The following is a 25,456-nucleotide window of genomic DNA, read 5'->3' as shown; positions in this document are numbered from 1 at the left end:
GTCCGGGACTCGTTCGCTGCGAGTTCACCGAACGTCCCCGGAGTGGATCAGAAGAGGTCGGGGGACGGCGTCGAGGCGTAGCGCACCGCCACGTCGGCGTGCCGATCGAAGCGGTAGCCGACACCGCGCACGGTCCGCACGATCTCCTCGAACGCGCCGAGCTTCGAGCGCAGCCGTCGCACGTGCACGTCGATGGTGCGCTCGTTCGGGGTCTCGTCCTCGTCGTCGGACCACAGGCCCTCGATGATCGCGGCGCGGTCGACGGTCTGGCCCTCGCGCAGCACGAGGAACTGCAGGAGCTCGAACTCCTTGTACGTCAGGGGAGCAGCCTCGCCGTCGAGCGTCACGCGCTTCCGTGAGATGTCGATGACGACGCCGGTCTCCTCGGGCTCGGGCTTCTCGGCCTGCTTGCGGGCGGCCACCGCCGAGCGGTCCTGCAGCGCGAGCCGGACGACGTCGACGTCACGGCCACCGGAGCCCTCGGCGGCGACGGCGACGGCCGCGTAGGTCTCGGACGACGGCACGAGCTGGGCGGTGAGGGCCTTCAGCTGCTCGACCACGGCCGCGAGGGTCGTGCCGGCGGCAGCGGCGGCGGCCTCGTCGATGCCGACGTAGAGCGCGAAGCCGCGTGCCTCGGTGCCCTCCGGCAGCGCACGGTTCCGCTGCGGTGCGACGACCGGGCTGGTCGGGATCCCGCTCGGGACCGGCGGTGCGACGGGCGTGCGACGCGGACGGATCGGCGTGACCGTGCCGAGGTCGGTGGGCACGGTGGTGGCGGGGCGGAGGGCGGTTCGGGGCTGGGGGATCGTGAGCGACATGGCGGTTCTCCGGGCGGGGCTGCGGTGCGGTGCACCGTGCGGTGTCGAGTGCGTCGGTCCGGGTACGGCTGATCGCCGTGTCGCCCAGCGGTCCTGCGGTGGACCGGGGCCTCCCGGGAGGTACGGGTGACGGGCGGTCCGACGGAGCCTGCTGCCGCGGCGTCGTCGAGGTGCTGTCACCCGGGGATCACACGCGCGCGACCGGGGTGGTGTCGCGGGGGATCCGGCTGGAACGGGTACCGATCAGGCACACATTCGACAACGCATGACCGCCGACGCCGGCAGCATGATGCCGGCGTTCTCCTGGGCCTCGGAGAGGACTCGGGAGGACACGGTTGCAGTCATGGGACGAGTATCGGCGGTATACCAAGGCGCTGTCAACCGTCCGCGCGGACGGTGACGGGAGTGGACAGGCGGTCCTTCCGGCGGGACCGGCTGCCGGACGGCAAGCGCGCTGCGGGCCCGCCACGCGCCTCCCGTCCGTCGACAGGTGGACCGGGCGCGGTGCGCGGGACGCCGCGGACGCGAGACGCCCCCGCCGGCACGGCCGGAGCCGTGTCGACGGGGGCGTCGGGGGGAGCGGGTGCTACTCGGCCAGGCCGTAGAGGCGGTCGCCGGCGTCGCCGAGGCCCGGGACGATGTAGCCGTTCTCGTCGAGCTTCTCGTCGAGCGCGCCGAGGACGATGCTGACGTTTCGGTCGCCGACGGCCCGCTCGACGGCGGCCAGGCCCTCGGGTGCACCGAGGATGCAGACGCACGTGACCTCTTCCGCACCGCGGTCGAACAGGAAGTCGATCGCGGCGGCCAGCGTGCCACCGGTCGCGAGCATCGGGTCGAGCACGAAGCACTGCCGGCCGGACAGGTCGTCGGGCAGACGCTCCGCGTAGGTCTGCGGCTCGAGCGTGTCCTCGTTGCGGGCCATGCCGAGGAAGCCGACCTCGGCGGTGGGGACGAGCTTGACCATGCCCTCGAGCATGCCGAGCCCGGCGCGCAGGATCGGCACGACGAGCGGACGGGGCTTCGCGATGGCGACACCCATCGTGTGGGCCACGGGCGTGTCGATCGGCGTGGCCGTGACCCGGACGTTCCGCGTGGCCTCGTACGCGAGGAGCGTGACGAGCTCCTCGGTCAGCGCGCGGAAGGTCGGGGAGGGTGTGGTCCGGTCGCGGAGCACCGAGAGCTTGTGGGTGATGAGCGGGTGGTCGGCGACGTGGACTCGCATGGTGTCGAGCGTACCGTGCCGATGGGGCAGGATCGACGCGTGGAGCACCCAGCCGGACGACCGTTCACCGCGGCGATGGACCGCGCACTCGACGAAGCGCGTGCCTGTCTGTCGACGGGGGACGTGCCGGTCGGGGCCGTCGTCCTGGACGCAGCGGGCGAGGTCGTCGCGGTCGGCCGGAACGAGCGCGAGGCCCGGCAGGACCCCACGGCGCACGCCGAGGTGCTCGCGCTGCGGGCGGCGGCCGAGGTGACGGGGGACTGGCACCTCGCCGGGCACACCCTGGTCGTCACGCTCGAGCCGTGCCCGATGTGCGCGGGAGCCGCACTCGCCGCACGGGTGCCGCGGATCGTGTTCGGGGCCTGGGACCCGAAGGCCGGGGCGAGCGGCAGTGTCTACGACATCGCGCGGGACCGGCGGTTGCCGCACCGTGCCGAGGTCGTCGGGGGTGTGCGTGAGCAGGCCTGCGCCGACCTGCTCGACGCGTTCTTCCATGAGCGCCGCTGACGCGGCTGCGCTGACGCGGCTGCGCTGACGCGGCGGTGCTGACGCGGCGGTGCTGACGCGGCTGCGCTGAGGCGGCCGCGCTGACACGGCACCGCTGACGAGCCGGCGCTCAGTCGGCGGCGCGGATGACGATCGCCTCGGTGGGCGGCCGCGGACCGGTCCGGAGGACGTCCGGCTCGACGTAGATGACCCGCGCGATCGGGACCGCGTCGCGGATGCGCTGCTCGACCGTGTCGATGCCGGCGGCGACGTCGCCGAGGCGTCGGTCGCCGTCGACCGCGACCTTCATGCCGACCATGAGCTCGTCCGGCCCAAGGTACAGCGTCTTGAGGTGCACGATCGAGTCGACCTCGGGGCCGTCGAGCACGGCCGCGGTGATGCGCTCGACGTCGGCGGCGCTCGCACCCTCGCCGACGAGCAGGCTCTTCGTCTCGATGCCGAGCACGACCGCGACCGCGATGAGCAGCAGGGCGATGAGGATGGTGCCGATCGCGTCGAACACCCCGTTGCCGGTGACCACGGTGACCCCGACGCCGAACAGCGCGAACACGAGGCCGGTCAGAGCCGCGCTGTCCTCGAGCATGACGACGGGGAGCTCCGGCGCCTTCGCCCGGCGCACGAACTGCACCCACGACTGCGAGCCCTTGTGCGGACGGGCCTCCCGCAGGGCGGTGCGGAGCGAGAAGCCCTCGAGCCCGATCGCGACGACGAGCACGGCGACGGGGAGCCACCAGTTCGCGATCGGGTGCGGGTCGGCGAGCTTCTCGATGCCCTCGTACAGCGAGAACACGCCGCCGATGGTGAAGAGGATGATCGAGACGACGAACGCGTACACGTACCGCTCGCGGCCGTGGCCGAACGGGTGCTCCTGGTCGGCTGCGCGGCGGGCACGGCGTCCGCCGAGCAGGAGCAGGAGCTGGTTCGCCGAGTCGGCGAGGGAGTGCACGCCCTCCGCGAGCATGGCGGCCGACCCGCTGATCGCGGCCGCGACGAACTTCACGATCGCGATGCCGACGTTGGCGGCCAGCGCGGCGACGATGGCCCTCGTGCCTCCCGAAGCGCTCACGGACGTCCCTTCTCCCTGCGGTGCACCGGGCCCGCACCCCGGGCGGCCCCTGACGGACCGATCCTAGGCGCGGGCGCTGGGTAGGGTCGGGACCATGACGATCGAACTGCCCCGTACCGCCATGCTCGGCGTCGGCTCCATGTCCGGCAGCGTCCTCGAGGGCCTGCTCGCCGCGGGACTCGACCCGACGACCGTCACCCTCACGACGCGGTCCGAGGAGTCGGCGGCGGCGTGGCGGGCGCGGGGCCTCGACGCCACGGCGACCGAGACCGACCCGGACGCGAACCGCGCGGCGGTCCGCGGCGCCGGACTGGTCGTGCTCGGGGTGAAGCCGTACCTGGTCGGCGAGGTCCTCGACGAGGTCGCCGCGTCCCTGCACCCCGGTGCGGTGGTCGTGAGCGTCGCCGTCGGCACCACGCTCGCGTCGATGGAGGCCCGGGTGCCCGCCGGGGTCCGTGTCGTGCGGGCGCTGCCGAACACCCCGATCGGCGTCGGCCACGGAGTCACCGGTGTCAGCGCGGGGACCACGGCGGACGCCGGTGCGATCGCCCTCGCATCGAGCGTCTTCGCCGCGTCCGGGCAGGTCATCGAGGTCCCCGAGTCGCAGCTCGACGCCCTGTCCGCCGTCTCCGGATCGGGACCCGCGTACGTCTTCCTGCTCGTCGAGCAGTGGCAGCAGGCGGCCGAGGCGCTCGGCTTCACGGCCGAGCAGGCCGCGACGATGGTGCAGGCGACGGTGCGGGGTGCTGTCGAGCTGCTCGCCGCGTCCGGCCGCGAGCCCGCGGACCTGCGCCGTGCGGTCACCAGCCCGAAGGGCACCACCGAGCGCGCCGTCGCCGTCCTGCAGGACGCCGACCTGGCCGGGACGTTCACGCGTGCGTCGCACGCCGCGATCGCGCGGGCCGAGGAGATCGCCGCGTCCTGACCGCGCGTGCCGCACCGGTCGGTCCGACGTGACCGGGAGCCGGACGGGAGGCCCGTGGCGGCGTCGCCACGGGCCTCCCGTCCGCCGCCGGGTCGCTACTCGAGCGCGGCGAACCGCTCCAGGTCCGTCTCGGTCCCCGAGACGATGATCACGTCGTCCTCGCCGATGACGCTGTCCGGCGTCGCCGGCACGAACGCCCTGCCCGGCGACTTGATGCCGAGGACGGTCAGGCCGTGCCGGGTGCGGATCACGGTGGTGGCGAGGTCCTTGCCGCGGACCGCCCGCGGCGGGAACATCTTGACGACGGCGAAGTCGTCGTCGAACTCGATGAAGTCGAGCATCCGGCCGGAGACCAGGTGCGCCGTGCGCTCGCCGGCCTCGCGCTCCGGGTAGACGACGTGGTTGGCGCCGATGCGGGACAGGATCGTGCCGTGCGAGCGGCTGACGGCCTTCGCCCAGATCTGCGGGATGCCGAGGTCGACCAGGTTCGACGTGATGAGCACGCTCGACTCGAGGTGCGAGCCCACGGCGACCACGGCGATCGCGAAGTCCTGCGCGCCGATCTGTCGCAGGGCGTCGATGTCGGTGGCGTCGGCCTGCACGGCGTGCGTGACCCGGTCCGACCACTTCTGCACGAGCGAGGCGTCCGTGTCGACGACGAGCACCTCGCGGTGCTGCCGCTCGAGCTGTCCTGCGGTGGCCGCACCGAAGCGGCCGAGACCGAGGACGAGCACGGGCGCGTCGTGGCTCACGGCACCGGTGACGGGGTGGGGTGCACGGCGCTCGGCGCGTGCGACGCGGCGGTCAGCCAACGATCGGCCTCTCCTCGGGACGGCGGAACAGCTGCCGGCTCTGGCTGGCGGCCAGGGCGGCGGCGATGGTCACTGTACCGACCCGACCCAGGAACATCGTGGCGGCGAGCACGTACTTGCCCGCCTCGGGGAGCTCGGCGGAGATCCCGGAGCTCAGGCCGCACGTGGCGAACGCCGAGATCACCTCGAAGAGCACCCGGTCGAGCGAGTCGCCGGTGATCTGCAGCAGGACGACCGTCATGACGGCGACGATCGTCGCTCCCCACAGCACGACGGCGACCGCGACGCGCAGCACGTCGCTCGGGATGCGCCGGCCGAATGCCTCCATGCTGCGACGGCCACGGGCCTCGGCGACGGCGGCCAGGAACAGCACGGCGAGCGTCGTCACCTTGATGCCGCCCGCCGTCGACGCCGACCCACCGCCGATGAACATGAGCATGTCGGTGACGAGCAGGCTCGCGCCGTGCATCTGCTGGACGTCGATGGTCGCGAAGCCGCCGGAGCGGGTCATCGTCGAGAAGAAGAGCGCCTGGAACGCCGTGTGTCCCGCCCCGGCGTCCCCGAGCGTCCGGGGGTTCGAGGCCTCGAGCGCGGTGTAGACGACGGCGCCGAGCACGAGCAGCACGGCGCTCGTGGTCAGGGTCAGCTTGACGTGGATCGGCCACCGGCGCGGCGTGCGGAACTGCTTCGTCACCGCGCGGATCACCGGGAAGCCGATCGACCCGGCGACGACCGCGACCATGAGCAGGGAGAGGAACCAGTAGTCGTTCGCGAAGGGGGCGAGTCCGTCGGCGTTCGGTGAGAAGCCGGTGTTGGTGAACGCCATGGCCGAGTAGTAGAAGGCGTCGCCGACCGCCGTCCAGAACGGGTACCCCGCGGCGAGGACCGACGGCAGGATCAGCACGCCGATGGCGACCTCGATGGTCAGGGTGCTGACGGCGACCGTCAGGAGCAGCGTGCCGACCTCGCCGAGGCGCACGGCCTGGCCCTCGGGAACCGCACCGGAGTGCGTCCGGAGCGGGTTCGAGTCGCCCGCGGCGATGAGCTTCGCGCGCAGACCGAGCCGCCGCGTCACCACGAGCCCGAGGATCGAGGCGAAGGTGAGCACGCCGACCGCGCCGATCTGCGTGCCGACGACGATGAGCACCTTGCCGAACACCGACCAGTGCGTGGCCATGTCGACGGTGGAGAGCCCGGTGACGCAGACGACCGACGCGGCGGTGAACAGGGCGTCCGCGAAGTGCGTCGGGGATCGGTCCGCCGCCGCCCACGGGGTCATGAACAGGCTCGTGAAGATGAGGATCAGCGCGACGAAGACGAGGATCGCGAGCCGCGACGGGGATGCCCGGAGGACGTCGAGCACGCTGTTCCACCGCCGCCGCACGTCGCTCACCGGCGCGTGCCGGTCGAGCGGCTCGGTGCGGTCGAGCATCGGGCGCCTCCGGAGCCGTGGGGCAGGTCAGCGGACATGGTACATGCGTGGTCGTCCGACTAGCCTTGCCCCATGGCCGACATCTTCACCGTCGTGGCGGACCCCACCCGGCGCGAGCTGCTCGGGGCACTGCTGACGGCCTACGGGTCGGACGCCACCGGTGGCGAGCTCAGCGTCGGTCAGCTCGTCGAGAAGATCGGCGTGAGCCAGCCCACCGTCTCGAAGCACCTCCGCGTCCTGCGTGACCACGGACTGGTGACGAGCCGCGAGGAGGGGCAGCACCGCTTCTACCGGCTCGACCCGGAACCCCTGGTGCGGCTCGAGGACTGGGTGGTGCCGTTCACCGGCGCGGTGGACGCCGACGGGACCCCGGCCACGACGGCGTGGACGCTCGACGGACAGCCGGTGTCGGTGCGGCGCACCGGGACGGCAGGCCGGTCGACGGTCGAGGTCGGCACCGAGCTCGGCCGCGTGATGGCCGAGGCGTCACACCGGGCGACGGCTGCGTTCACGGGCGCGCAGCAGGGGTGGGAGCGGGTCGTCGACCGCGGTCGGAAGCGCTTCAGGGGCCGGGGCGAGGACGACTGAGCGCTCGGTCGAGCGTCCGCTCGGAGTCTCCTGGACACGCGGTCCCACGCGCCCCTACACTCGCCCTTGACCACACAGGTCACACCGACCCCGCGCGATCCGCGGGTACCCGAAGGCGGACCATGACCGGCAGTTTCGACGACGTGCGCTTCCTCACCGTCGCTGAGGTGGCCGAGATGATGCGCGTCTCGAAGATGACCGTGTACCGCATGGTGCACGCGGGGGAGCTCCCCGCGATCCGGTTCGGCCGGTCCTTCCGCGTCCCGGAGTCGGCCGTCGCCGAACTCCTGCGCGGCGGCATCGCCGACGTCGGCTGAGGTCGCCCCGGCCCGCGCTCGTTCGACAGGACCGCTGCGCTCCGCTAGACTCGGCCGGGTTGATTTTCCGCGGTCTCTTCGGGCCCGGTGTCCACACATCAGCATCGTTCCGAGCGAGGTCCACTATGGGTTCTGTCATCAAGAAGCGTCGCAAGCGCATGGCGAAGAAGAAGCACCGCAAGCTCCTTCGCAAGACGCGTCACCAGCGTCGCAACAAGAAGTAAGTCCAGTACTTGCACCCGAAGCCCCGGTCCGCCGGGGCTTTCGTGTTCCCGGGAGCCGTGTCGGCTCGGTCTATGGTTGGGGCATGCCCGCCGTGACGTTCCTGACGAAGCCCGGCTGCCACCTCTGCGACGACGCCCGCCCGGTCGTCGAGCAGGTCGTGGCGGCCCATCCCGGTACGACGCTCGAGGAGCGGTCGATCCTCGACGACGACACGCTGCGCGAGGAGTACGCCGAGGACATCCCCGTCGTGCTCGTCGACGGGCGGGTCCACAGCAACTGGCACGTCGACGCCGACCGGCTGCACGGTGCCCTCGAGAAGGCAGAGCAGGCCGAGGCCAGCGCATGATCCACCACGTCGTCTCCTTCACCGTCCGCGAGGACCTCGACCGCACCGCGACGATCGAGCACGCCCGCGGTCTCCTGACCGGGCTGGTCGGGACCATCGGGTCCATCCGGTCGCTCGAGGTCGTCGAGAACGTGGCGTACCCGGGGAAGAACGAGGACTTCGCGGTCGTGGCGACCTTCGACGACCTCGCCGGTCTCGACGAGTACCAGTTCCACCCGGACCACCAGGCGGCGGCCGCGGAGATCCGCGAGCTCGTCACGGGGCGGGCGGCCATCGACTGGGAGGGCTGAGCCGCGCCTCCCGGCCCGCACGTGACGACGGCCACCCTCCTGTCGGAGGGTGGCCGTCGTCGTCGGTCGTGACTACGGGGTCAGGCGCGTCGGCCCGCGGAACAGGTAGGTGACCTCGCGGATGGACGGCTCGTGCAACGCGAGCATGAGCACGCGGGCCAGGCCCATGCCGAAGCCGCCGTGCGGCGGGACGCCGTAGCGGAAGAAGTCGAGGTACCAGCCGAGCTCCTCGGGGTCGAGGCCCTTCTCGACGGCCTGCGCCTCGAGCACGTCGACGCGGTGCTCGCGCTGGGCGCCGGTCGAGATCTCGGCACCGTTGAACAGCAGGTCGTAGCTGTTCGTGAGCGTCGGGTCGTCGGCGTGACGCATGTGGTAGTACGGGCGGATCGACGCGTCGTAGTCGGTGACGAACACGAACTCCGAGCCGTGCGTCTCCTTCGCCCAGGCGCTCACGCGGCGCTCACCCTCGGGGTCCAGGTCGCCGTCGGCGCGGACCACCTCGTAGCCGCTGTCGGCGACGATCTTCCGGGCCTCGGCCAGGGTGACGCGGGGGAACGGGGCGGTCGGCACGACGAACTCGAAGCCGAAGACCTCCTCGATCTCCTTGCCGTACTTCTCCGCGACGGCGGTGAAGCCCGCGACGAGGAGCTCCTCGTGCATCGCCATGACGTCGGCGTGGGACTCGACCCACGAGATCTCGGCGTCGACGCTGGTGAACTCGGTGGCGTGGCGGCTCGTGAACGACGGGTCCGCACGGAAGGCGTCGGCGATCTCGAACACCGCGCCGAACCCGGCGGGCTGGGCCATCTGCTTGAAGTTCTGCGGCGACTGCGCCAGGTAGGCGGTGGTCTCGAAGTACTCGAGCTGGAAGAGCTCGGCGCGCGACTCGGACGCCGACGCCATCAGCTTCGGGGTGTGGATCTCGATGTAGTCCCGCTCGACCCAGTAGGTGCGGAACGCGTGCTCCAGCGTGGTCTGGATGCGGAAGATCAGGTTCTGCTTGCGGTTGCGCAGGTCGAGGAAGCGCCAGTCGAGCCGCTTGTCGAGCGACGAGTCGTCCGCGATGGGCGTCTCCGGCTTCGCGGCGCTGACGACCTCGAGCGAGCCCACCTTGACCTCGAGCCCGCCGAGCTTCACGCGTTCGTCGTGCTTCAGGGTGCCGCGGACGTGCACGAAGGTGCCGTGCGCCAGCCCGGAGATCTCGTTCGTGATGGCGAGTCGGGCCTGGGCGTCGTCGTCGCCGTCCTCGGCCTCGCGCGTGGCGGGGTTCACCAGCTGCGCGGCGCCGGTCTCGTCACGGAGGACGACGAACTGGACCTTCTTCTGGTCGCGGACGGTCTCCACCCAGCCGGCGACGGCAACGGGGCCGTCGGGGAGGGCGGCGAGGTCGGCGATGCGGGTGCGTTCGATCACGGTCGTCGAGTCTACGGCCTCCTCCACAGGAGGGGTCGCGGGCCGTTCTCTCCACAGCTCCGGCCGGGAGGCGCGGCTCGGCCCCGGCGCTTCCGTACCGTCGTCCGCGTGGTCGGGTCGCGAGTCGAGAGGGGTCCCGGATGACGGCATCGGGAGTGGGGCTCGCGGCCTGGCCGCCCGTCGCGGTGGCGGCGGTGGTCGCGGCTGCGGTCGGGTCGGTGCTGACCTTGGTCGGCGCGGCGGTGGGCGGCGTCTGGGCGCTGGTGCGGTGGCGGCGGGACGTCGCGCGCGAAGAACGCGACCGAGCCTGGGCACGGTTCGTGTGGACGGTCGACCAGGTGTGCGCCGACGACGTCGGCCGGACCGAGGTCGGTCGGTTCAGCGCTCGGGCGATGTCCAGAATGCAGATCCTTCGCGCCGACGACGCCGCGATCGGCAAGATCGTGCTCGACCTCATCACGGAAGGAAACGCAGATGGCAGTGGAAGACCCGGTGGTCGCGCTCATCGAACGCGATCGTGAAGAGTGGCGGCAGTTGATCCGACGGCAGTACCGCTTCCGGCCCTGGGAGGCACGACGGATCATCAGGGCCCACGACGACCTGCTCAGGTGGCGCGATGAACTCCGGGCGGCGCACCGCGAGCGGGCGCGGCTCATCGAGGCCGGGGAGCTCCGGGTCGACCGGTGACCGAGCGGTGTCTTCGGCTTGCCGGGTGTGGTCCGGGACTCAGGGGAGCGTGGCGCGCAGCGTGCTGAGCGTGCCGATGAACTCCTCGGCCATCCCGGCCCGTTCGACGAGCTTCGCGTGCCGGGCGCGGGCGTCCTCGAGCGACGCGTCGAGCCGGCCGGCGAGTGCCGGCTGGTCCTCGGGTGCGGCATCAGCCAGGGCGTCGACGACCCGCAGCAGCTCGGCCATCTCGTCGAGCGTGAAGCCGAGCGGCTTCATCCGCCGGATGACGAGCAGTCGCTCGAGGTCTTGCGCGGTGTACACGCGGAAGCCTCCCGTGGTCCGGCCGCTCGGCACGAGGAGGCCGACCTCGTCGTAGTGCCGGATCGTGCGCAGCGACATCCCCGCACGCTCGGCGAGCTCGCCGATGTGCATGGTGTCCAGTACCGCCTGATCGTCGGGCGCCTGGTCGTCGGGCCTGCTTGCGGGGGAGCTCACGGTCGTCATGGTGGCAGACCTCCTTCCGTCGTCGCTCGGTGCCGCGTGCAACCCTACCCTCACGTCAGGGTAGGGTTGCCGGTGATGTCCCTCGCACCCCACGCCCCTGCGGCGCCCAGTGTCCTCAGCGCGCTCCGGTCGCCCCGCCTGCTCACCCGTGAGGTCCTGGCCGGCGTGGTCACGGCCCTCGCCCTGATCCCCGAGGCGATCTCCTTCTCGGTCGTGGCGGGCGTCGACCCCGCGGTCGGGCTCTTCTCGAGCGTGGTGATCGCGGTGGTGATCTCGATCGTCGGCGGTCGACCCGCGATGATCTCGGCCGCCGCGGGCTCGGTCGCGCTCGTGATCGCGCCACTCGTGCGGGACCACGGCATCGCCTACCTCGTCCCCGCGGTGGTGCTCGGGGGTGTGTTCCAGCTGGTGCTCGGGTTCCTCGGCGTGGCCCGGCTGATGCGCTTCATCCCGCGCAGCGTCAACGTGGCCTTCGTCAACGCGCTCGCGATCCTCATCTTCACCGCGCAGCTGCCGAACCTGTTCGGCGACGACGTGCCGCTCGTGGTGTGGCCGTTGACGGCGCTCGGTGTCGGCATCATCGTCGCCTTCCCCTTCCTGACCAAGGCCGTCCCGGCGCCGCTCATCGCGGTCGTCGTGGTGACGGCGATCACGATCGTGTTCGGCGTCGCCGTGCCGACCGTCGGTGACGAGGGCTCGCTGCCCACCGCCCTGCCGGGCTTCGGCGGCATCACGGTCCCGCTGTCGCTCGAGACCCTGCAGATCGTCGCGCCGTACGCGTTCGGCGTCGCGATCGTCGGGCTCATCGAGACGCTCCTGACCGCGCAGCTCGTCGACTCGCTGACCGAGACCCGCTCGAGCGCGTGGCGGGAGTCGTGGGGTCAGGGCATCGCGAACATCGCCTCCGCGTTCTTCGGCGGGACGGGCGGCTGCGCGATGATCGGGCAGACGGTCATCAACGTGAAGACCGCGGGCGCCAGGACCCGGGTGTCGACCTTCGCCGCGGGCGCGTCGGTGCTCGTGCTGACCATCGTCCTGCACGACCTCGTCGCGCAGATCCCGATGGCGGCGCTCACCGCGGTGATGCTCATGGTCTGCGTCGCGACCTTCGACTGGCACAGCATCAGACCGCGCACGCTCGGACGGATGCCGCTCGGCGAGACGGCGGTCATGGTCATCACCGTCGTCGTGGTCGTCGCGACCGCCAACCTCGCCACGGGCGTCCTGGTGGGCGTGGTGGTCGCGGCCCTCGTGTTCGCCCGTCGAGCCGCGCACGTCGTCTCCGTGGTCCGCGAGCCGGTCGACGAGCGCACCGTGCGCTACCGCGTGCAGGGGGCCCTGTTCTTCGCCTCCTCGAACGACCTCGTCACGCGGTTCTCCTACGCCGAGGACCCGGAGCGGGTGATCGTCGACATGTCGGCCGCACACGTGTTCGACGCGAGCACGGTCGCGGCACTCGACGGGGTGGAGCAGCGGTACGCCCGGCACGGGTCGACCGTCGAGGTGGTGAACCTCAACACCGGATCGGTGGCGCTGCACGGCCGGCTGACCGGTCGACTGGGCTGACCGGGTGGGGCTGACCGGGTGGGGCTGACCGGGTGGGGCGGACCGGGTGGAGCCGGCCGGGCGGGGCTGAGTGGTCGCACATCCGGTGAATCCGCTGTGGGGCGGGTGATGACGGTGGAGCGACCTAGACTGGAACCCATGCCCGCGACACGGATCCACCTCGTCCGGCACGGCGAGGTCCACAACCCGGGGCGAGTGCTCTACGGTCGGCTGCCCGGCTTCGGGCTCAGCGAACTCGGCGCCCGGATGGCCGCCGCGTCGGCGACCGCCTGGCACGACGCCGGGGTGGACGTCCGACGGATCGTCGCGTCGCCGCTGCAGCGCACGCAGGAGTCCGCGGCGCCGTGGTCTGCCGCGTACGGACTCGAGGTCTCGCTCGACGAACGGCTGATCGAGCCCACGAACCGCTACGAGGGTCAGCGCCCCGGCTTCACGAAGCGTTCCATCGGGCGCCCTGCCGAGTGGCCGTGGATCGCGAACCCGTTCCGGCCGAGCTGGGGCGAGGCGTACGAGTCCATCGCGAACCGCATGCTGGCCGCCGTCACGTCCGCGTGGGAGAGCGTCGACGGCGGTGACGTCGTCCTCGTCAGCCACCAGCTGCCCATCTGGACCGTGCACCGCAAGCTCGCGGGGGAGCCCCTCTGGCACGACCCGCGCAAGCGTCGCTGCGACCTGTCCAGCATCACGACCCTCGAGCGTGTGCCCGCCACCTCGTCCGGTCGCTTCACCGAGGTCGGGTACGCGGACCCCGCGCAGTCCCTGCGTGCGTCTGCGGTCGACGAAGGAGCAGTCTGATGTCCGCACGCAGCCGGATCGTCGCCGTCGCGGCCTCGGCGGTGATCGCAGCCCTGGCGCTCGCCGGGTGCTCGTCGTCGAACGACGACCTGTCCCGCCAGTACGGCAGCGGCACCACTCAGAACTACATCTCGGGGACCGGAGCGGTGACCGAGGTCGCGGCCGACCAGCGCAGTGCCCCGGTCGACTTCACGACGAAGGACACCGACGGCGGCACCGTCTCGGCGAAGGAGCTCCGCGGCAAGGTCGTCGTGCTCAACTTCTGGTACGCGGGCTGCCCGCCGTGCCGTGCCGAGGCGAAGTACCTCAACCAGGTGCACGACCAGTACGCCGACGACGACGTGGTCTTCGTGGGCGTCAACGTCCGTGACGAAGAGGGGACCGCGGCGGCGTTCGAGCGAACCTTCGGCGTCGACTACCCGACCGTGCTGGACGCCCGCGACGGCGCCGTGCAGCTCGCGCTGTCCGGGCAGATCGCGCCGAACGCCGTGCCCGCCACGATCGTCCTCGACAAGCAGGGCCGCGTCGCCGCCCGCGTCCTCGGCGCGATCGACGGCAAGAGCATCCTGCAGACCCTGGTCGGCGACGAGCTCGACGGCAAGGCGTCCTGACCCGTGCCCGGCAACCCCTTCGCCGACGCGATCCTGAGCGGCCAGATGCTGGTGGCGCTGCCCGTCGCCGCCCTGGCCGGTCTCGTGTCGTTCCTGTCCCCGTGCGTGCTCCCGCTCGTCCCCGGGTACCTGGGGTACGTCGGCGGGATCGCCGAGGGCGGGCAGCGTCGGGGTCGCGTCGTCCTCGGTGTCGTGCTCTTCGTGCTCGGCTTCACGGCGGTGTTCGTCGCGTACACGACGGTCTTCGGCGCCCTCGGCTTCTGGCTCGTCCGCTGGCGTGACCTCATCACGCAGGTGCTCGGTGTCGTCGTGATCGTGATGGGCCTGGTGTTCATCGGACGCTTCACCTTCCTGCAGCGCACGATCAAGCCGTCGTGGACGCCCGCGACCGGTCTCGTCGGGGCACCGCTGCTCGGCATCGTGTTCGGGCTCGGCTGGACCCCGTGCCTCGGGCCGACGCTCGCCGCCATCAACCTGCTCAGCGTGCAGTCCGGGAGTGCGTGGCAGGGCATGTGGCTCGGGGTCGCGTACTGCCTCGGGCTCGGCATCCCGTTCGTCCTCGTCGCGCTCGGCGCAGGCTGGGCGACCGGAGCGATCCGTGCCGTCAAGCGCCACATGCGCACCGTCAACATCATCGGAGGAGCGATCCTGATCGTCATCGGTCTGCTCATGGTCACCGGCATCTGGTCGGCCGTCATGTCGAGCGTCGGGGCGGTGATCCAGAGCTTTGTCCCCGCGGTCTGAGCACGACGCCACCCCCGAGCGACCCGGCATCGGACCCGTTCCGGTGGACGAAGCCTCCTCGGGCGTCGACCCGATGCGCCCGTCCGACCACGTCGACAGCGCCTCACCGACGGCAGGCGGCGACGACGGCCCGACGCAGCCGAAGCTCGGGTTCGTCGGCTCCGTGCGCTTCTTCTGGCGCCAGCTCACGAGCATGCGCACCGCGCTCTTCCTGCTCATGCTCCTGGCGCTGGCCGCGATCCCGGGCTCGCTCGTGCCGCAGCGCACCGCCGACCCGAACGGCGTGGTGCAGTACAAGGCGGACCACCCGCAGCTGTTCCCGGTGCTCGACACCCTGCAGGTCTTCGACACCTACACCTCGGTGTGGTTCTCCGCGATCTACCTGCTGCTGTTCGTCTCGCTCATCGGGTGCATCGTCCCGCGGACGAAGCACCACTGGCAGGCGCTGCGCACGCGACCGCCGAAGACCCCGGTGCGCCTCGGTCGACTGGCCGGCTACCGGTCCGTGCCGGTCGAGGCGGACGCGACCACGAGCCTCCCGTCCGTCGACGACGCCGTGACCCGCGCGGCGTCCCTGCTCAAGCGATCCGGCTACCGGGTCGAGCGGTTCGGCGACTCGGTGAGCGCGGAGCGCGGCTACCTGCGGGAGACCGGCAACCTCGTCTTCCACGCGGCGTTGGTCGGTGTGCTCGTGGCGGTCGGCCTCGGTGGCGGGTTCAGCTACACCGGGCAGCGCCTGCTGGTCGAGGGTCAGACGTTCTCGAACGTCCTCGGCTCGTACGACTCCTTCAACCCGGGCCGCTGGTTCCGGCAGACCGACCTGCAGGGCTACAACCTGACGCTCGACAAGTTCACGACGACGTACGAGGAGAAGAACCTCGACGCCCTCGGCCAGGCCCTCGACTACTCCGCGACGGTGACCAGTCGCGAGAAGGGCGAGGAGCCGAAGACCAGTCGCATCGGCGTGAACGACCCGCTCTCGGTCGGGGGGACGAACGTCTACCTGCTCGGGAACGGCTACGCGATGCAGGTGACGATCCGCGACGGCAAGGGGAACGTAGCGTTCCAGGACGTCGTGCCGTTCCTGCCCGAGGACGCGAACTACACGTCCACCGGTGTCATCAAGGTCCCCGACGCCTCGCCGTCGCAGCTCGGACTCGTCGGGTTCTTCTACCCGACGGCGTCGAAGCTGTCGACCGGGGCGTTCGCCAGTGCCTACCCGGACGCGCAGAACCCGCTCCTGACGCTGCAGGTGTACCGCGGCGACCTCGGTCTCGACAGCGGCGTGCCGCAGAGCGTGTACTCGCTCGACACCAGCGGTCTCGAGCAGATCGCCGGACGGCAGTCGAAGACCGCCAGCGTCGAGCTCAAGCCCGGCCAGACGAAGACCCTGCCGGACGGCACCGGCTCGATCACCTTCGACGGCGTGAAGCGGTACGTCTCGCTCGACGTGCACCACGACCCGTCGCAGCTGTTCGTCGCCGGCTTCGCGGTGCTCGCGGTGCTCGGGCTGCTCACCTCGCTGTTCGTGCCCCGCCGCCGCGTGTGGGTGAAGGCCGTCCCGCGTCGGGGAGCCGAGCACGGCGAGTACGACCTCGAGTACGCCGGCCTGGCGCGCGGCGAGGACCCCAACCTCGAGCGCGCCGTCGACGACATCGCCAAGAGGCACCTGTCGGACCTCGGAGTTAGGATCCCTGCGTGAACCCGGACATGACGACCAACCTCGCGACCTACTCGGTCGTCCTGACGTACTCCGCGATGGCGGTCTACGTCATCGCGTTCATCTCGTTCGCGCTCGACATGGCGAAGCGGTCCGGCCAGGTGGCGTCGGCCGCCGGTGCCGGTTCGGCTGCGCCCGCCGAACGCACCGTCGCGACGGTGCAGGGCGGCACGGTCGTGCTCGAGAAGGTCGACACCGGCCGGAGCAGTTCCGGCGGCGGTGGCACCAAGTTCGAACGCGTCGGCATGGCGATGACGATCCTCGCGCTCGTGCTGCACGTCGGTGCCACGGTCCTGCGCGGCATCGCGGCCGACCGTGTGCCGTGGGGCAACATGTTCGAGTTCTCGCTCACCGGCACGGCGCTGATCACGCTGATCTTCCTGCTCGTGCAGTTCTGGCAGAACCTGAAGTTCCTCGGTGTCTTCATCACCGGGCTGACGATCATCCTGCTCGGCATCGCGACCGTGAACTACTGGGTGCCCGTCGTCCCGCTGCAGCCCGCGCTGCAGTCGTACTGGCTCGTCCTCCACGTGTTCGTCGCGATCGCGGGCACGGGCTTCTTCGCCCTCGGGGCAGGGCTCGCCGTCGCGCAGCTCGTGCAGACCCACCGTCAGGGTCGCCCCGCGTCGAAGCAGCTCCGCTTCATGGAGACCCTGCCCGACGCCGACCGGCTCGAGGTCCTGACCTACCGCGTGCTGCTCGTCGGCTTCGTGCTGTGGACCTTCACGCTGATCGCCGGCGCGATCTGGGCCGAGCGCGCCTGGGGCCGGTACTGGGGGTGGGACACCAAGGAGGTCTGGACCTTCATCATCTGGGTCGTCTACGCCGGGTACATCCACGCCCGTGCGACCCGCGGATGGCGTGGTGCCCGGTCGTCGTGGCTGGCGCTCATCGGCTTCGCCGCGGTGATGTTCAACTTCTCCGTCGTGAACGTCTTCTTCAAGGGCCTGCACAGCTACTCGGGGCTGTGAGCCCCGCCGGGCGTCGCTGAGGCGAGCCCGGGACGGACGGGAGGGGGGGGGGCCGCCGGGCCCCCCCCCCCCCCCCCCGGGGGGGGGGGCCCCCCCGGGCGGGGGGGGGGGGGGGCGCCCGGGGGCGGGCGGGGGGGGGGGGCCCCCGGGCCCCCCCCGCCTCCCGTCCGTCGTGTCCAGGGCCACCTGGCTCGTGCGAGCGGGCACGATCTGTCACGCTCGGCGGTCGAGGCTGACGAGTCCCGCCCGTCCGGCGGACGTGAGCGGCATGTCCTGCGCGCTCGTCGCCGCCCGGACACCGTGCTGTCCGGTTGCTCGCTCGTCGTCGCCCGCCGCCGGCGTCTACGCCGCGGCGAGCAGGGCCTGGACCCGCTCGAGCCGCTCGAGCCACCACGACGTGCGCTCCGGTGACGTCGCGTTCCGCTCCAGCAGCTCCCGCGACACCTCCGCGCGACGCACCGGCACCCGACCGTCGACGGGCAGCAGGGGAGGTGCGGCGACGTCCGTCTCGAACATCGCGGCCGTCCCGAGTCCTGCCGCGTAGCCCGGGGACATCGCCGCCGCCGCGAGGAACGCACCGGTCCCGAGCCCGACCGAGGTGTCCAGCGCACTCGAGACCACGCACGGCAGACCGGCCTCGGCCACGATCGCGCGGGTCGCGGTGACCCCGCCGAGGGGCTGCGCCTTCACGACGAGCACGTCGGCCGCTCCGGCCCGGGCCACGGCGAGGGGGTCCGAGGCTCGACGGACGCTCTCGTCGGCGGCCACGGCCACGCCGAGCCCTGCGATCCGGCGCCGGAGCTCGGCGAGCTCCGGCACGGACCGGCACGGCTGCTCGGCGTACTGGAGTCCGTACGGTGCGAGTCGCTCGAGGGCCTCGACGGCGTGGTCGACGGACCAGAGCCCGTTCGCGTCGACCCGGACGGCCGCGTCCGGTCCCATCACGCGCCGGACCTCCGCGACCCGGGCGACGTCGTCCTCGATGCTCGTGCCGGGTTCGGCGACCTTGACCTTCGCGGTCGTGCAGCCCGGGTACCGCGCGAGGAGGTCGGCGACCGCGCCCGGCCCGACGGCGGGCACCGTCGCGTTCACCGGCACGGAGTCGGCTGCGGCGTCGTGCTCGTTCCACCCGAAGTCGACGGCGCTCCGGAGCCACGCGGTCGCCTCGCGGTCGTCGTACTCGACGAAGGGCGAGAACTCCGTCCACCCGGCGGGCCCGCGGAGCACCAGGGCCTCGCGGACGGTGATGCCGCGGAAGCGGACGCGCATCGGGAGCGCGACGACGTGGGCGTCTGCAAGGAGGTCGGCGAGGTCGGGGATCACACCGCAATCCTCGCGCACGTGGCGTGGCAGCGACCGGACCGGCGGCGCGACCGGACCGGCGGCGCGACCGGACCGGCGGCGCGACGGGACCGGCGGCGCGGGGTCGGCCCGCGTCCAGCGCTCCCGCCGGTTCCTCGGAGCCGACCGCCAGGGCCGCGCACTAGCATGCACCGGTCGGCCCAGCGTCGACGGCGCCACGGACCACCGTGGCACGTCCGTGTGGCGACCGAGGAGAGGGAGGGCCGGTGGCGTCGGATCCGCAGCAGCGCGCCGCAGCGCAACGTGCAGCCGCGCAACGTGCAGCCGCGCAGCGTGCAGCGGCCCAGCGTGCAGCGGACCAGCGTGCTCCATCGCAGCGGGCCGGCGCGCAGCCGACCGCTGCGCAGCGTGCGGCCGCCCCGGTGACGACCCGGCAGACCACCAGCGCCGCCGGCCGGACCGCCGCATCCCGGACCCCCGGCACGCGGTCCGACACAGGCGACTTCGAACGTCTGATGCAGCGGAACACGGTCGACCCCCGTGTGCTCGAACGGTCCGCCCGTCGGCGCCGGAACCCGATCGTCGGCAAGATCGCCCTCGGGCTCGCCGTCGTCTCCGCAGCGGTCGACGCCAGCGCCTTCGCGGTCTTCATGGGCGGGGACACCACCTTCGCGTTCGGCATCTGCTTCGTGGTGGTCTTCCTCACCCTCATCGCGGCGGTGCTCGGCTTCATCGCCGCGGTCGGTTCGTTCGGTCGCTGGTACGGCGCGGTCGGGGTCGTGCTCGCGTTCTTCGCGAACCCGGTCATCCTCATCGTGCTGCTCGTCGTCCTCGCCCCCGAGGCCCTGGCCGGCACGTAGCGCTCGCGCCGGGGTCGCACCCCGGCGATACGGTGGGGACATGGCTGCTCCCGTCTCCGACCTGTTCGACCCCGACGTCTGGACCGCCGCTCCGGTCGCGGAGCACTTCACCGACATCACGTACCACAAGCACGTGTCGCAGGGCATCGTCCGCGTGGCCTTCGACCGGCCCGAGGTCCGCAACGCCTTTCGTCCGCGCACCGTCGACGAGCTCTACCGCGCCCTCGACGACGCCCGTCAGGACCCGCACGTCGGCGTCGTCCTGCTCACCGGCAACGGTCCGAGCCCGAAGGACGGCGGCTGGGCGTTCTGCTCCGGCGGCGACCAACGCATCCGCGGCCGCAGCGGTTACCAGTACGTCGGCGACGAGGGCGCCCCGCCGGAGGGCGTCGACCCCGCCGCCGCCCAGGCGTCGATGGGCCGGCTGCACATCCTCGAGGTCCAGCGCCTCATCCGCATGATGCCGAAGGTCGTCATCGCCGTCGTGCCCGGGTGGGCGGCGGGCGGCGGGCACTCCCTGCACGCCGTCGCGGACCTGACGATCGCGAGCGCGGAGCACGGTCGGTTCAAGCAGACCGACGCCGACGTGGGCTCGTTCGACGGCGGGTACGGCAGCGCCTACTACGCCCGCCAGATCGGTCAGAAGCTCGCGCGCGAGGTCTTCTTCCTCGCCGAGGAGTACTCGGCGCAGCGCGCCTACGAGATGGGCGCGGTGAACAAGGTGGTCCCGCACGAGGACCTCGAGCGCGAGGCGATCCGCTGGGGCGAGACGATCCTCGGCAAGTCCCCGACAGCGATCCGCATGCTCAAGTACGCCTTCAACGCGGTGGACGACGGCATGGTCGGCCAGCAGGTCTTCGCGGGCGAGGCGACGCGCCTCGCCTACGCCTCGGACGAGGCGGTCGAGGGTCGCGACGCGTTCCTCGAGAAGCGCAAGCCCGAGTGGACCTCGTTCCCGTGGCACTACTGACCCGCGGGTCCCGACGGTGAGCCGCCCGCTGGTCCCGGTCGGCGCCTCCGACCCGTCGGCGGTGCTGCGCGGCCTGGAGGCTGCGCTCGCCGGCGGTCCCGCACTGCTCCCCGTCGCCGAGGGCACCCCGCCCCTGCCGACACCGCCGCCGTCGCACGTCGCGCAGCGGGTCGCCCTGGTGGTCGAGACAAGCGGGTCGACCGGCACCGGCAAGCGCGTGGCGCTGTCCTCGGACGCCCTGCTCGCGGGCGCCGCGGCCGCCGATGCCGCACTCGGCGGGCCCGGTCGGTGGGTGCTGGCGCTCCCGACGCACTACATCGCCGGCCTCAACGTCCTGACGCGTTCGATCGCGGCGGGCACGAACCCGGTCGTGGTCCCGCCGGGGCACTTCGACGGCGGCGCGTTCGCCGACGCGGTCGACCGGCTCGACGTCGGACCCGAGGCGCCGCGCCGCTACACGTCCCTGGTGCCCGTGCAGCTCGCCCGTGTGCTCGACGACCCCCGGGCCACCGCTGCCGCGACCCGCTTCGACGCCGTGCTCGTCGGCGGACAGTCCACCCCCGCGCCGCTCCGGCAGCGCGCCCTCGACGCCGGGGTCCGGGTGGTCACGACCTACGGCGCGAGCGAGACGAGCGGCGGTTGCGTGTACGACGGCACGCCGTTCGGGACGGTCCGCGCGGAACTCGTCGACGGCGCCCTCGAGCTGGCCGGGCCGATGCTCGCCGAGGGGTACCTGGACGACCCGGCGCGCACGGCGGACACGTTCGTCGAGCGCGACGGACACCGCTGGTACCGGACCGGCGACGCCGCGACGATCGGCGACGACGGTCGGCTCCGCGTGCTCGGCCGGCTCGACGACGTCATCGTCTCCGGCGGCGAGAAGGTCCCGCTCGGCGCGGTGGAGCGCCGGGTGCGCGAGCTGCCCGGCCAGGACGCCGCGGTCGTCACCCGGCGGGCCTCGGGGGAGTGGGGCGAGGTGCCGGTCGTCGTCACGGAGCGCCCGCTGGACCTCGACACGGTCCGCGCCCACGTCGCGTCGACCCTCGGGCGCGCAGCCCGCCCCGCGGCGGTCCTGGTCGTCGACGCGGTGCCGATGCTCGCGTCCGGCAAGCCCGACCGGCGGGCCGTCCGGGCGCTCGCCGACCCCGGGAGCGCACCGACCCCGTAGTCGTCACGGATACGATGGTCGGCCGTGGCACGTACGAAGAACAGGACCCCGGTCAAGGGCCGCAGCGGCAACCCGGCGAAGGCCGCGGCACCGCAGCGCACGAAGCAGCGGGCGACCGCGCGCGACTGGATCGGCGGAGCCCGGCTCCGCACGCTCACGCTCGGCGTCGTGCCGGTCGTGCTCGGCACCGGCGTGGCGTTCGTCGACTCCGGTGAGCCGGGTGACTTCGGCGCGTACCTCGGGCGCGACCACCACCTGGCGGTCGCCCTGCTCGCGCTCGCGGTCGCGCTGTTCCTGCAGATCGGCGTGAACTACAGCAACGACTACTCCGACGGCGTCCGCGGCACGGACGAGTTCCGCGTCGGTCCGGCCCGCCTCACCGGGGCGGGGCTCGCGAAGCCCCGCACCGTGCTCACCGTCGCGCTGACCTTCTTCGGACTGGCGGCGGTCGCGGGCCTGGTGATCGTGCTGCTCACCGGCACCTGGTGGCTGCTCCTCGTCGGCGCTGCCGCGATCGTGGCGGCCTGGTACTACACGGGCGGGAAGAAGCCGTACGGCTACAACGCGCTCGGCGAGGTCTTCGTCTTCGTCTTCTTCGGGCTGGTCGCCGTGCTCGGTACCCAGTACGTGCAGATCCGGGCGATCACCGCCAGCGGCTGGGCAGCGGCGGTCGCGGCCGGGTTCTTCGCCTGCGCCGTGCTCATGGTCAACAACATCCGCGACGTGGACGAGGACCGCCAGGCCGGCAAGCGCACGCTCGCCGTCGTGGTCGGTCGGCCGGTCGCACGGGTCCTGTTCGGCCTGTTCCTGATGCTGCCGTACGTCGTGCTGCTCTGGTTCGTGCTGCTGTACTTCCGTACGGGATTCGCGTACTTCTCGCTCCTGCTCGCGCTCCCGGCGCTCGCGATCGGCGTCTCGTCCCGCAAGCCGCGCGAGCTCATCACGGCGCTGCAGCTGTCGTCGTTCGCGTCGCTCGCGTACGGCGTCGTCCTCGGCGTGACCCTCGTGCTCCTGCCGTAGGGGCGGCCGGGCGAGCAGCGCGGACTACTCCGCGTCGTGCTCGCGACGTTCGCGGTGCCGGTCGGCGTCGGACACCGGCCGGTCGGCGACGGGCGCGTCGGTGTCCGCGGCGTCCGTGTCGGCGGCGTCGACGAAGTCGTCCTCGAAGTCCGAGTCGGCGTCCCGCTCCGGACGACCCCGGCGTGCGGCGATGTTCGAGGTCACCCGCCCCCGCAGCCCGGGCAGCGCGATGTACGACACGAGCAGGCCGATCAGCGCGGCGCCGATCGCCGCCCAGTACCAGCGCAGACCGATGACGAGCAGGACGGCCAGGGCCGCGGCGAAGATGCCGAGCCGGGCAAGGGTGTAGACGAGCCACGCTTTCACCCGACGATCCTACGTGCCGTCGTTCGTGCGCCGGCTGACGGGCAGGTCGGTCCCAGGCGCGCTGCCTAGAGTCGTCGCATGGTCCGTCTGTGGTTGATCGTCGCCGTCGCCGCCGTGGCCTTCACGGTCTACGCGGTCATCGACTGCGCGACCATGCCGCGTCAGCGCATCCGTTCCCTGCGGCGTGGGTGGTGGATCCTCCTCGTGCTCGTCCTGCCCGTGCTCGGCGGTCTGCTGTGGTTCGTGCTCGGCCGCGCTCCCGCCACGCCCGGCCCGGTGCCCCGGTACCGTGGACCCGAAGACGATCCCGACTTCCTCGGTGGCCCTCGCGGCACCGGGACACTCCGCACCGGAACGGACCAGGACGACGCAACCCTCCGAGACCTCGAGGACCAGTTCCGCGATGACCGACTCCGCGACGAACGACGCGACCGCGACGAACGAGACGACGACCGCTCCGCCGATCGCTGACGGACCGGTCGGCTCCGGCAGCCCGGCCTCCGACTTCGCGCTCGCGCTCCTGCGGGAGCTCGCACGCGCCGGCGTGACCGACGTCGTGGTGAGCCCGGGCTCCCGGTCGCAGGCACTCGCCCTCGCGGCGGTCGCCCTCGAGCGCGCGGGCGGCACCACCGTGCACGTCCGGCTCGACGAGCGGACGGCGGGCTTCTTCGCGCTCGGACTCGCGGTCGAGTCCGGTCGCCCGGCCGCGGTGGTCACCACCTCGGGCACCGCCGTCGCGAACCTGCACCCCGCCGTGCTCGAGGCGCACCACTCCGGCGTGCCGATGGTCGTGCTCTCCGCAGACCGGCCGGACGAGCTCCGCGGCATCGGCAGCAACCAGACCACCGTCCAACCCGGGCTGTTCGGCCCGGCCGTGTCGTTCGTCCGCGACGTGCAGGCGCCGACCGCGGACGGCGTGGTCGACGGCGACGCCGTCCGGACGCTCGCCCGCGAGGCCGTCGCCGTGGCGGCCGGACACACCGGCCAGCCCGGTCCCGTCCAGCTCAACGTCGCGTTCCGCGAGCCGCTGTCCGCAGGACTCCGGCCCGAGGACGTCACGGCCGTGCCGGACGACGAGGTCGACACCGAGCACGCCCGTCGTCGAGTGCACGCGGGACTGCCGGTCGCCGAGCTCGCGCCGGACGACGAGCCCGCGACCGTCGTCATCGCGGGCCACGACGCCGGCGAGGACGCCGAGCGGATCGCCTGGGAGCTCGGTGCGCCGCTGCTGGCGGAGGTGTCGAGCGGGGCGCGCTTCGGGCGGAACCTGGTCGTCGCCTACCGGGAGCTCCTCCGGGACCCGGAACTCGGCGGAGCGGTGCGCCGCGCCGTCGTCCTCGGGCACCCGACGCTCAGCCGCGAGGTGCCCGCCCTGCTGCAGCGGGGGGACGTCGAGACGGTCGTGGTCCGCGGACCGGGGGCCGACCCGTTCGACCCGGCCCGAGCCTCCCGACCGGACGCCGCCACCACCTTCGTGTCCGACGTCCGCGTGACGGGCCGCGCCACCCCGTCGCACCGCGCCTGGGTGGGACGGTGGGTGACGACGAGCCGCGCCCTCCTCGGGGACGGCGATGCCGGACCGGACCTCGACGCGAAGCGTTCGGGAGACCGCGCCGAGCGCAACCGGTACCTGCGTGACGAGGTCGCCCTGCGCCGTCGGCCGGTCGACCGCACCATGCTCGTCGACGCCGTGTGGGGTGCGACGTGGCCGCACGACCGCCTCGTGCTCGGCGCCTCGCAACTGATCCGGGTCGCCGACGCACACGTCCCCGGCAAGAAGGTCCGGGTGCACGCGAACCGTGGTCTCGCCGGGATCGACGGGACGGTCTCGACCGCGCTGGGCATCGCCGCCGCGCTCGAACGGACGCCGGACTCCGTCGGCACCACGCGGGTGCTCGTCGGCGACCTGACCCTCCTGCACGACCTCGGGGCACTCGTCACCGGGACCGAGGAGCCGACCCACCGCGTCCAGGTGGTGGTCGGCAACGACGTCGGAGGGGCGATCTTCCGCGGGCTCGAGGTCGCGGCGACCACTCCGGAGCAGGACATGCGGCGTGTCATGACCACGCCGCAGCACGTCGACGTCGAGCGGGTCGTGACCGGCCTCGGGTGGTCCTACCGCCGTGCTGCGACGTGGGCCGACCTCGAGGGCGCCCTCACCGACCCGGCGCAACGCCTGGTCGTCGAGGTCCCGCTGACCGACTGACGATGGGCGCGTGGGCGCGTGGG

30 protein-coding genes are annotated in these 25,456 nt (G+C 72.4%); 21 read left to right on the top strand and 9 right to left on the bottom strand.

What is annotated here, in order from left to right; genetic code table 11:
• Positions 1 to 47: 47 nt before the first annotated feature.
• Both ABIC52_RS08760 and upp read right to left on the bottom strand, forming a co-directional pair.
• Positions 48 to 818, bottom strand: coding sequence for a winged helix-turn-helix domain-containing protein (locus ABIC52_RS08760; protein ID WP_126890915.1), 771 nt, complete (start codon positions 816 to 818; stop codon positions 48 to 50).
• A gap of 586 nt (positions 819 to 1,404) precedes the next feature.
• Positions 1,405 to 2,040, bottom strand: coding sequence for a uracil phosphoribosyltransferase (gene upp, locus ABIC52_RS08755; protein ID WP_126890916.1), 636 nt, complete (start codon positions 2,038 to 2,040; stop codon positions 1,405 to 1,407).
• Positions 2,041 to 2,115: 75 nt separating this feature from the next.
• Between upp and ABIC52_RS08750 the strand changes: the two genes are divergently transcribed.
• Positions 2,116 to 2,547 carry a nucleoside deaminase gene (locus tag ABIC52_RS08750; RefSeq protein WP_354027127.1) on the top strand — a complete coding sequence of 144 codons (432 nt, stop codon included), beginning with the start codon at positions 2,116 to 2,118 and terminating at the stop codon, positions 2,545 to 2,547.
• A gap of 109 nt (positions 2,548 to 2,656) precedes the next feature.
• Here ABIC52_RS08750 and ABIC52_RS08745 read toward each other — a convergent pair whose 3' ends face one another.
• Positions 2,657 to 3,613 carry a cation diffusion facilitator family transporter gene (locus ABIC52_RS08745; protein ID WP_354027102.1) on the bottom strand — a complete coding sequence of 319 codons (957 nt, stop codon included), beginning with the start codon at positions 3,611 to 3,613 and terminating at the stop codon, positions 2,657 to 2,659.
• 94 nt (positions 3,614 to 3,707) lie between these two features.
• On the opposite strand from ABIC52_RS08745, the gene proC reads away from it, so the two are divergent.
• Positions 3,708 to 4,538, top strand: a complete 831-nt coding sequence (proC, locus tag ABIC52_RS08740) for a pyrroline-5-carboxylate reductase (RefSeq protein ID WP_354027101.1) — start codon at positions 3,708 to 3,710, stop codon at positions 4,536 to 4,538.
• A gap of 95 nt (positions 4,539 to 4,633) precedes the next feature.
• On the opposite strand, the gene ABIC52_RS08735 is transcribed toward proC, so the two are convergent.
• Positions 4,634 to 5,290, bottom strand: a complete 657-nt coding sequence (locus ABIC52_RS08735) for a potassium channel family protein (RefSeq protein WP_174234693.1) — start codon at positions 5,288 to 5,290, stop codon at positions 4,634 to 4,636.
• Between the two features lie 52 nt (positions 5,291 to 5,342).
• The gene (locus tag ABIC52_RS08730) at positions 5,343 to 6,782 is read right to left on the bottom strand and encodes a TrkH family potassium uptake protein (protein WP_126890919.1); all 1,440 of its coding nucleotides are present in this window, start codon (positions 6,780 to 6,782) and stop codon (positions 5,343 to 5,345) included.
• A 72-nt stretch (positions 6,783 to 6,854) separates the two neighbouring features.
• Here ABIC52_RS08730 and ABIC52_RS08725 point away from each other — a divergent pair, with 72 nt between their 5' ends.
• The 5 genes from ABIC52_RS08725 (at position 6,855) to ABIC52_RS08705 (ending at position 8,548) form a co-directional block, all read left to right on the top strand.
• On the top strand, positions 6,855 to 7,370 hold the full coding sequence (locus ABIC52_RS08725; RefSeq protein ID WP_126890920.1) for an ArsR/SmtB family transcription factor: 516 nt from the start codon (positions 6,855 to 6,857) through the stop codon (positions 7,368 to 7,370).
• Between the two features lie 122 nt (positions 7,371 to 7,492).
• On the top strand, positions 7,493 to 7,687 hold the full coding sequence (locus ABIC52_RS08720; protein WP_058729786.1) for a helix-turn-helix domain-containing protein: 195 nt from the start codon (positions 7,493 to 7,495) through the stop codon (positions 7,685 to 7,687).
• Positions 7,688 to 7,812: 125 nt separating this feature from the next.
• A complete protein-coding gene (locus ABIC52_RS08715; RefSeq protein WP_003792170.1) occupies positions 7,813 to 7,911 on the top strand; it encodes a 30S ribosomal protein bS22 in 99 nt (32 codons plus the stop codon).
• Between the two features lie 83 nt (positions 7,912 to 7,994).
• Positions 7,995 to 8,258 carry a glutaredoxin family protein gene (locus ABIC52_RS08710; protein WP_126890921.1) on the top strand — a complete coding sequence of 88 codons (264 nt, stop codon included), beginning with the start codon at positions 7,995 to 7,997 and terminating at the stop codon, positions 8,256 to 8,258.
• Positions 8,255 to 8,548: a Dabb family protein gene (locus tag ABIC52_RS08705; RefSeq protein ID WP_354027100.1), complete on the top strand. Its 294-nt coding sequence runs from the start codon at positions 8,255 to 8,257 to the stop codon at positions 8,546 to 8,548. Before ABIC52_RS08710 ends, ABIC52_RS08705 begins: the two co-directional genes overlap by 4 nt.
• Before the next feature lie 72 nt (positions 8,549 to 8,620).
• Here ABIC52_RS08705 and aspS read toward each other — a convergent pair whose 3' ends face one another.
• The gene (gene aspS, locus ABIC52_RS08700; protein WP_126890923.1) at positions 8,621 to 9,961 is read right to left on the bottom strand and encodes an aspartate--tRNA(Asn) ligase; all 1,341 of its coding nucleotides are present in this window, start codon (positions 9,959 to 9,961) and stop codon (positions 8,621 to 8,623) included.
• Positions 9,962 to 10,101: 140 nt separating this feature from the next.
• On the opposite strand from aspS, the gene ABIC52_RS08695 reads away from it, so the two are divergent.
• Together ABIC52_RS08695 and ABIC52_RS08690 are read left to right on the top strand one after the other, a co-directional pair.
• Positions 10,102 to 10,482 carry a hypothetical protein gene (locus ABIC52_RS08695; RefSeq protein ID WP_354027099.1) on the top strand — a complete coding sequence of 127 codons (381 nt, stop codon included), beginning with the start codon at positions 10,102 to 10,104 and terminating at the stop codon, positions 10,480 to 10,482.
• On the top strand, positions 10,436 to 10,648 hold the full coding sequence (locus ABIC52_RS08690; protein WP_354027098.1) for a hypothetical protein: 213 nt from the start codon (positions 10,436 to 10,438) through the stop codon (positions 10,646 to 10,648). The genes ABIC52_RS08695 and ABIC52_RS08690 overlap by 47 nt, the downstream gene beginning before the upstream one ends.
• Before the next feature lie 39 nt (positions 10,649 to 10,687).
• Here the strand turns inward: ABIC52_RS08690 and ABIC52_RS08685 are convergent, their stop codons facing one another.
• Positions 10,688 to 11,062 carry a MerR family transcriptional regulator gene (locus ABIC52_RS08685; RefSeq protein WP_354027126.1) on the bottom strand — a complete coding sequence of 125 codons (375 nt, stop codon included), beginning with the start codon at positions 11,060 to 11,062 and terminating at the stop codon, positions 10,688 to 10,690.
• A 147-nt stretch (positions 11,063 to 11,209) separates the two neighbouring features.
• Here ABIC52_RS08685 and ABIC52_RS08680 point away from each other — a divergent pair, with 147 nt between their 5' ends.
• The 6 genes from ABIC52_RS08680 (at position 11,210) to ccsB (ending at position 17,541) form a co-directional block, all read left to right on the top strand.
• Positions 11,210 to 12,700: a SulP family inorganic anion transporter gene (locus ABIC52_RS08680; RefSeq protein ID WP_354027097.1), complete on the top strand. Its 1,491-nt coding sequence runs from the start codon at positions 11,210 to 11,212 to the stop codon at positions 12,698 to 12,700.
• Positions 12,701 to 12,838: 138 nt separating this feature from the next.
• On the top strand, positions 12,839 to 13,495 hold the full coding sequence (locus ABIC52_RS08675; RefSeq protein WP_126890926.1) for a histidine phosphatase family protein: 657 nt from the start codon (positions 12,839 to 12,841) through the stop codon (positions 13,493 to 13,495).
• Positions 13,495 to 14,106: a TlpA family protein disulfide reductase gene (locus tag ABIC52_RS08670; RefSeq protein WP_126890927.1), complete on the top strand. Its 612-nt coding sequence runs from the start codon at positions 13,495 to 13,497 to the stop codon at positions 14,104 to 14,106. Before ABIC52_RS08675 ends, ABIC52_RS08670 begins: the two co-directional genes overlap by 1 nt.
• 45 nt (positions 14,107 to 14,151) lie before the next feature.
• Positions 14,152 to 14,850 (top strand): cytochrome c biogenesis CcdA family protein, encoded by a 699-nt coding sequence (locus ABIC52_RS08665; protein ID WP_126890934.1) that lies wholly within the window; start codon positions 14,152 to 14,154, stop codon positions 14,848 to 14,850.
• Between the two features lie 73 nt (positions 14,851 to 14,923).
• On the top strand, positions 14,924 to 16,552 hold the full coding sequence (gene resB, locus ABIC52_RS08660) for a cytochrome c biogenesis protein ResB (RefSeq protein ID WP_354027125.1): 1,629 nt from the start codon (positions 14,924 to 14,926) through the stop codon (positions 16,550 to 16,552).
• 8 nt (positions 16,553 to 16,560) lie between these two features.
• The gene (gene ccsB / locus ABIC52_RS08655) at positions 16,561 to 17,541 is read left to right on the top strand and encodes a c-type cytochrome biogenesis protein CcsB (protein WP_126890936.1); all 981 of its coding nucleotides are present in this window, start codon (positions 16,561 to 16,563) and stop codon (positions 17,539 to 17,541) included.
• A gap of 342 nt (positions 17,542 to 17,883) precedes the next feature.
• Here ccsB and ABIC52_RS08650 read toward each other — a convergent pair whose 3' ends face one another.
• Complete coding sequence (locus ABIC52_RS08650) at positions 17,884 to 18,864, bottom strand: o-succinylbenzoate synthase (protein ID WP_126890928.1); 981 nt, start codon at positions 18,862 to 18,864, stop codon at positions 17,884 to 17,886.
• 494 nt (positions 18,865 to 19,358) lie between these two features.
• Between ABIC52_RS08650 and ABIC52_RS08645 the strand changes: the two genes are divergently transcribed.
• Genes ABIC52_RS08645 through ABIC52_RS08630 form a run of 4 tightly spaced genes read left to right on the top strand, consistent with a single transcriptional unit; the run spans position 19,359 to position 22,861 of the window.
• The gene (locus ABIC52_RS08645; RefSeq protein WP_126892714.1) at positions 19,359 to 19,703 is read left to right on the top strand and encodes a hypothetical protein; all 345 of its coding nucleotides are present in this window, start codon (positions 19,359 to 19,361) and stop codon (positions 19,701 to 19,703) included.
• Between the two features lie 40 nt (positions 19,704 to 19,743).
• The gene (locus tag ABIC52_RS08640; protein WP_126892716.1) at positions 19,744 to 20,673 is read left to right on the top strand and encodes a 1,4-dihydroxy-2-naphthoyl-CoA synthase; all 930 of its coding nucleotides are present in this window, start codon (positions 19,744 to 19,746) and stop codon (positions 20,671 to 20,673) included.
• 16 nt (positions 20,674 to 20,689) lie between these two features.
• Positions 20,690 to 21,841, top strand: coding sequence for an AMP-binding protein (locus ABIC52_RS08635; protein WP_209824184.1), 1,152 nt, complete (start codon positions 20,690 to 20,692; stop codon positions 21,839 to 21,841).
• A gap of 24 nt (positions 21,842 to 21,865) precedes the next feature.
• Positions 21,866 to 22,861: a 1,4-dihydroxy-2-naphthoate polyprenyltransferase gene (locus ABIC52_RS08630; protein ID WP_354027096.1), complete on the top strand. Its 996-nt coding sequence runs from the start codon at positions 21,866 to 21,868 to the stop codon at positions 22,859 to 22,861.
• Between the two features lie 24 nt (positions 22,862 to 22,885).
• On the opposite strand, the gene ABIC52_RS08625 is transcribed toward ABIC52_RS08630, so the two are convergent.
• Positions 22,886 to 23,227: a DUF4229 domain-containing protein gene (locus ABIC52_RS08625; RefSeq protein WP_209678552.1), complete on the bottom strand. Its 342-nt coding sequence runs from the start codon at positions 23,225 to 23,227 to the stop codon at positions 22,886 to 22,888.
• Between the two features lie 78 nt (positions 23,228 to 23,305).
• Between ABIC52_RS08625 and ABIC52_RS08620 the strand changes: the two genes are divergently transcribed.
• Positions 23,306 to 23,698: a PLDc N-terminal domain-containing protein gene (locus ABIC52_RS08620; RefSeq protein ID WP_209678549.1), complete on the top strand. Its 393-nt coding sequence runs from the start codon at positions 23,306 to 23,308 to the stop codon at positions 23,696 to 23,698.
• The gene (gene menD / locus ABIC52_RS08615) at positions 23,631 to 25,433 is read left to right on the top strand and encodes a 2-succinyl-5-enolpyruvyl-6-hydroxy-3-cyclohexene-1-carboxylic-acid synthase (protein WP_354027095.1); all 1,803 of its coding nucleotides are present in this window, start codon (positions 23,631 to 23,633) and stop codon (positions 25,431 to 25,433) included. Before ABIC52_RS08620 ends, menD begins: the two co-directional genes overlap by 68 nt.
• Positions 25,434 to 25,456: the final 23 nt, after the last annotated feature.

Origin of the sequence: Curtobacterium oceanosedimentum, from assembly GCF_040545555.1 — a bacterium.
In the GTDB taxonomy this organism is placed as follows: domain Bacteria; phylum Actinomycetota; class Actinomycetes; order Actinomycetales; family Microbacteriaceae; genus Curtobacterium.
Note: the sequence above shows the minus strand (reverse complement) of the source record. Positions and strands in the feature narration are given on the sequence as shown.

Excerpts from the sequence above, each read along its gene's own strand:
- ABIC52_RS08760 (WP_126890915.1), bottom strand. The coding sequence starts at position 818 with ATGTCGCTCACGATCCCCCAGCCCCGAACCGCCCTCCGCCCCGCCACC.
- upp (WP_126890916.1), bottom strand. The coding sequence starts at position 2,040 with ATGCGAGTCCACGTCGCCGACCACCCGCTCATCACCCACAAGCTCTCG.
- ABIC52_RS08750 (WP_354027127.1), top strand. The coding sequence starts at position 2,116 with ATGGACCGCGCACTCGACGAAGCGCGTGCCTGTCTGTCGACGGGGGAC.
- proC (WP_354027101.1), top strand. The coding sequence starts at position 3,708 with ATGACGATCGAACTGCCCCGTACCGCCATGCTCGGCGTCGGCTCCATG.
- ABIC52_RS08730 (WP_126890919.1), bottom strand. The coding sequence starts at position 6,782 with ATGCTCGACCGCACCGAGCCGCTCGACCGGCACGCGCCGGTGAGCGAC.
- ABIC52_RS08725 (WP_126890920.1), top strand. The coding sequence starts at position 6,855 with ATGGCCGACATCTTCACCGTCGTGGCGGACCCCACCCGGCGCGAGCTG.
- ABIC52_RS08720 (WP_058729786.1), top strand. The coding sequence starts at position 7,493 with ATGACCGGCAGTTTCGACGACGTGCGCTTCCTCACCGTCGCTGAGGTG.
- ABIC52_RS08715 (WP_003792170.1), top strand. The coding sequence starts at position 7,813 with ATGGGTTCTGTCATCAAGAAGCGTCGCAAGCGCATGGCGAAGAAGAAG.
- ABIC52_RS08710 (WP_126890921.1), top strand. The coding sequence starts at position 7,995 with ATGCCCGCCGTGACGTTCCTGACGAAGCCCGGCTGCCACCTCTGCGAC.
- ABIC52_RS08705 (WP_354027100.1), top strand. The coding sequence starts at position 8,255 with ATGATCCACCACGTCGTCTCCTTCACCGTCCGCGAGGACCTCGACCGC.
- ABIC52_RS08695 (WP_354027099.1), top strand. The coding sequence starts at position 10,102 with ATGACGGCATCGGGAGTGGGGCTCGCGGCCTGGCCGCCCGTCGCGGTG.
- ABIC52_RS08690 (WP_354027098.1), top strand. The coding sequence starts at position 10,436 with ATGGCAGTGGAAGACCCGGTGGTCGCGCTCATCGAACGCGATCGTGAA.
- ABIC52_RS08685 (WP_354027126.1), bottom strand. The coding sequence starts at position 11,062 with ATGCACATCGGCGAGCTCGCCGAGCGTGCGGGGATGTCGCTGCGCACG.
- ABIC52_RS08680 (WP_354027097.1), top strand. The coding sequence starts at position 11,210 with ATGTCCCTCGCACCCCACGCCCCTGCGGCGCCCAGTGTCCTCAGCGCG.
- ABIC52_RS08675 (WP_126890926.1), top strand. The coding sequence starts at position 12,839 with ATGCCCGCGACACGGATCCACCTCGTCCGGCACGGCGAGGTCCACAAC.
- ABIC52_RS08670 (WP_126890927.1), top strand. The coding sequence starts at position 13,495 with ATGTCCGCACGCAGCCGGATCGTCGCCGTCGCGGCCTCGGCGGTGATC.
- ABIC52_RS08665 (WP_126890934.1), top strand. The coding sequence starts at position 14,152 with ATGCTGGTGGCGCTGCCCGTCGCCGCCCTGGCCGGTCTCGTGTCGTTC.
- resB (WP_354027125.1), top strand. The coding sequence starts at position 14,924 with ATGCGCCCGTCCGACCACGTCGACAGCGCCTCACCGACGGCAGGCGGC.
- ccsB (WP_126890936.1), top strand. The coding sequence starts at position 16,561 with ATGACGACCAACCTCGCGACCTACTCGGTCGTCCTGACGTACTCCGCG.
- ABIC52_RS08645 (WP_126892714.1), top strand. The coding sequence starts at position 19,359 with ATGCAGCGGAACACGGTCGACCCCCGTGTGCTCGAACGGTCCGCCCGT.
- ABIC52_RS08640 (WP_126892716.1), top strand. The coding sequence starts at position 19,744 with ATGGCTGCTCCCGTCTCCGACCTGTTCGACCCCGACGTCTGGACCGCC.
- ABIC52_RS08620 (WP_209678549.1), top strand. The coding sequence starts at position 23,306 with ATGGTCCGTCTGTGGTTGATCGTCGCCGTCGCCGCCGTGGCCTTCACG.
- menD (WP_354027095.1), top strand. The coding sequence starts at position 23,631 with ATGACCGACTCCGCGACGAACGACGCGACCGCGACGAACGAGACGACG.